This is a genomic window from Mycolicibacter senuensis, from assembly GCF_003284925.1.
GTDB lineage: Bacteria > Actinomycetota > Actinomycetes > Mycobacteriales > Mycobacteriaceae > Mycobacterium > Mycobacterium algericum_A.
The window spans coordinates 1-2914 of record NZ_QMEX01000243.1 but is presented as its reverse complement, the minus strand read 5'-3'; the positions used below and the strand labels follow the sequence as shown (position 1 = coordinate 2914).

4 protein-coding genes and 2 pseudogenes are annotated in these 2914 nt (G+C 72.4%); 2 read left to right on the top strand and 4 right to left on the bottom strand.

Annotated features, from left to right (window positions below):
• A pseudogene (locus DQP56_RS23545) lies at window positions 1–197 on the top strand (transglycosylase family protein); the annotation flags it as partial.
• 60 nt (window positions 198–257) lie between these two features.
• Here the strand turns inward: DQP56_RS23545 and DQP56_RS23540 are convergent.
• The 4 genes from DQP56_RS23540 to DQP56_RS23525 are packed head-to-tail and all read right to left on the bottom strand — an operon-like array spanning window position 258 to window position 1853.
• A complete protein-coding gene (locus DQP56_RS23540) occupies window positions 258–695 on the bottom strand; it encodes a molybdenum cofactor biosynthesis protein MoaE (RefSeq protein ID WP_112689472.1) in 438 nt (145 codons plus the stop codon).
• Entirely contained in the window at window positions 692–1174 is a 483-nt protein-coding gene (locus tag DQP56_RS23535) for a MogA/MoaB family molybdenum cofactor biosynthesis protein (protein WP_013827735.1), read from the bottom strand. The genes DQP56_RS23540 and DQP56_RS23535 overlap by 4 nt, the downstream gene beginning before the upstream one ends.
• The gene (moaC, locus tag DQP56_RS23530; RefSeq protein WP_112689470.1) at window positions 1171–1644 is read right to left on the bottom strand and encodes a cyclic pyranopterin monophosphate synthase MoaC; all 474 of its coding nucleotides are present in this window, start codon (window positions 1642–1644) and stop codon (window positions 1171–1173) included. Before moaC ends, DQP56_RS23535 begins: the two co-directional genes overlap by 4 nt.
• A gap of 11 nt (window positions 1645–1655) precedes the next feature.
• Entirely contained in the window at window positions 1656–1853 is a 198-nt protein-coding gene (locus tag DQP56_RS23525) for a hypothetical protein (RefSeq protein WP_041317158.1), read from the bottom strand.
• Between the two features lie 54 nt (window positions 1854–1907).
• On the opposite strand from DQP56_RS23525, the pseudogene DQP56_RS23520 reads away from it, so the two are divergent.
• Window positions 1908–2914: pseudogene (locus DQP56_RS23520) on the top strand (helicase-associated domain-containing protein); the annotation flags it as partial.

Here is a 2914-nt window from a genome sequence, read left to right as displayed (position 1 = left end):
CTCCCGCGCCCGAGGCCCCGGCACCCGAGGCCCCCGCGCCGGGCGATGAGGCCGTCCCGGCCCCCGAGGGCGACAAGCAGCAGGCGGTCTCCGTGGGCTTCCACCAGCAGTTGTGGCAGGCCATCCGGGCGGAGAACGTCAGCGGCAACGACGCGTTGGCCGCGTTCGCGCAGCAGCCCAGCCGGGTCGTCGTCTAAGCAGTAACGAGAAAGCGGGGCCGGTATGACACCGGCCCCGCTTTTTCGTCTCGGCGGCGGTCAGGCCGAACCGACCCATTCCTCGGTGCCGTCGGCGAAGAACTGGTGCTTCCAGACCGGCAGCCGCTCCTTGACGGTGTCGACCAATCGCGCGCAGGCGTCGAACGCCTCCCGGCGATGATCAGCGGCCACCGCGGCGACCAGCGCGGCGTCACCGATGTGCAGCACGCCGACCCGGTGGCTGGCCGCCACCGCGCGGATCCCGCGGGCCTGTTCGGCGACCTCGGCCAGCACCTCGGCCATCACCTGTTGCGCCGTCGGGTGCGCGGAATACTCCAGCCTCCGCACCTGCCGGCCGTGGTCGTGGTCGCGGATCATGCCGACGAAGCCGACGATCGCGCCGGCGGACCGGTGGCCCACCAGGTCCTCGTGTTCGCTCAGCACGATGGGCTCTTCGGTGACCGCTGCCCGCAGCACCAGCACGCCGGTGGATGTCATCGGTCGTGGTCCCCGCCGGCGAGTTGATCCAGGGCGTGGTCGAGCACGTCGGCGAGCACCCCGAGCCCGTCGCGCACCCCACCGGAAGAGCCGGGCAGATTGACGATCAGCGTCCGCCCGGCCACCCCGCACACGCCGCGGGACAACACCGCGGTCGGCACCTTCGGCAGCCCCGACCGGCGGATCGCGTCGGCCAGGCCAGGAATCTCGTAGTCGAGCAGCGCCGCCGTCTGCGCCGGGGTGTCGTCGGTCGGCGAGATGCCGGTCCCCCCGGAGGTGATGACCAGGTCGACCGGCGCTGCCACCGCGGCCCGCAGTGCGGTGCCCACGGCATCTCCGTCGGGCACCACCTCCGGTTGCGCCGGCGCGAAGCCGCGCTGCGTCAGCCACTCGGCGATGATCGGCCCGGTGCGGTCGGTGTACACGCCGGCCGAGGCACGGGTGGAGGCGATGATGACGTGGGCGGTCCGGGCGCTCATCCGCGTTCCCAGGATCCGGTGCGGCCGCCGGCTTTGCTCAGCACCCGGATGTCGTCGATCACGGCGGCGCGATCGACGGCCTTGATCATGTCGTAGAGGGTCAGTGCCGCCACGCTCACCGCGGTCAGCGCCTCCATCTCGACCCCGGTGCGGTCGGTGGTGCGTACCGCGGCGGTGATGTCGATCCGGGATTCACCGATGGTGAAGTCGACGTCGACTCCGGTGAGGGCCAGTTGGTGACAGAGCGGGATGAGGTCGCTGGTGCGTTTGGCCGCCATGATTCCCGCCACCCGGGCGGTGGCCAGCGCGTCACCCTTGGGCAGCCCGCCGGCCGAGATCAGCTGCACCACTTCGGCGGTGGTGCGCAACACGCCGCCGGCTACCGCAACACGCTTGGTGGTCGCCTTGGCGCTGACGTCGACCATGTGGGCCGCGCCCCGTTCGTCGAGGTGTGAGAGCGGCCCGGTCATGGCGTCCTCGCCTACCGGTTGACGACGGTGACCGGATGCAGGTAGGGCAGCTCCTCGGACGGGAGCGGAAAGACCAAGCTCCCGAACGGCGACAGGGCCCCGGCCCGGTCGGTGCGCAGCTCGCTCACTGCGGGTTCCCCGTCGGTCTCGGGCCACCCGTTGTCGACGTACCGATTCTTCTTGTCCTGGTTTGCAGCCACGGCGTCCATTCTGACAGGTCGCGATCGGCGACGCTCACCGGTTGGGCCTTACGCTGGTCGTCGATGACCGAACACGCCCGGGGTGTGCCGCTGGGATCGTGGCTTGCCGACCTGCCCGACGAGGGCCTGATCCGGCTACTGGAACTGCGGCCCGACCTCGCCCAACCGCCGCCGGGCAGTATCGCCGCCCTGGCGGCGCGGGCGCAGGCCCGCCAGTCGATGCGGGCGGCCACCGACGAGCTGGATTTTCTGCGGCTCGCGCTGATCGACGCGCTGCTGGTGCTGGAGGCCGACACGGTCGCGGTGCCGGTGGCCGACCTGCTGGCGCTGATCGGCGACCGGGCATCCGCCGACGCGGTGCACGAGGCGTTGAACGACCTGGTCGAACGGGCGCTGTGCTGGGGCGCGCTGCCCACCGGTGAGCTGCGAGTGGCCGCCGAGGCCGGTGCGGGCCTGCCGTGGCATCCGGGCCAGGTCACCCAGGAGGATCCCACCCAGCGCGGCGACCAGATCGCCGAGGCCATCGCCGCCCTCGACGCACCGCAACGCGACCTGCTGGACAAGCTACTGGCGGGCTCCCCGATCGGCCGCACCCGCGACGCCGCCCCCGGGGCACCGCCGGAGCGTCCGGTGCCGCGGCTGCTGGCGGCGGGCCTGCTGCGCCGTGTCGACGACGAAACGGTAATCCTGCCGCGGTTGGTCGGTCAGGTGCTGCGCGGCGAGCAACCCGGCCCGGCGGCCCTGCGGGCGCCCGATCCGGTGGTGTCGCAGACCACCGCGGCCGACGTCGATGCGACCGCTGCCGGCGCGGTGATCGACCTATTGCGCGAGCTCGACGCCATCCTGGCCAGCCTGGGTGAGATGCCGGTGCCGGAGTTGCGCAGCGGCGGGCTGGGCGTCCGCGAGGTCAAGCGACTGGCCAAGACGACCGGCATCGACGAAGCCCGGCTGGGTCTGCTGCTCGAACTGGCGGCCACCGCCCGGCTGATCGCCTCCGACTACCCCGACCCGGCGACGGTCGATCAGCGGGCGTGGCCCGACGCCGACGGCCCGTACTGGGCGCCGACGGT

Coding starts and splice junctions, on each gene's coding strand:
- DQP56_RS23540 (WP_112689472.1), bottom strand. CDS start 695: ATGACATCCACCGGCGTGCTGGTGCTGCGGGCAGCGGTCACCGAAGAG.
- moaC (WP_112689470.1), bottom strand. CDS start 1,644: ATGACCGGGCCGCTCTCACACCTCGACGAACGGGGCGCGGCCCACATG.
- DQP56_RS23535 (WP_013827735.1), bottom strand. CDS start 1,174: ATGAGCGCCCGGACCGCCCACGTCATCATCGCCTCCACCCGTGCCTCG.
- DQP56_RS23525 (WP_041317158.1), bottom strand. CDS start 1,853: ATGGACGCCGTGGCTGCAAACCAGGACAAGAAGAATCGGTACGTCGAC.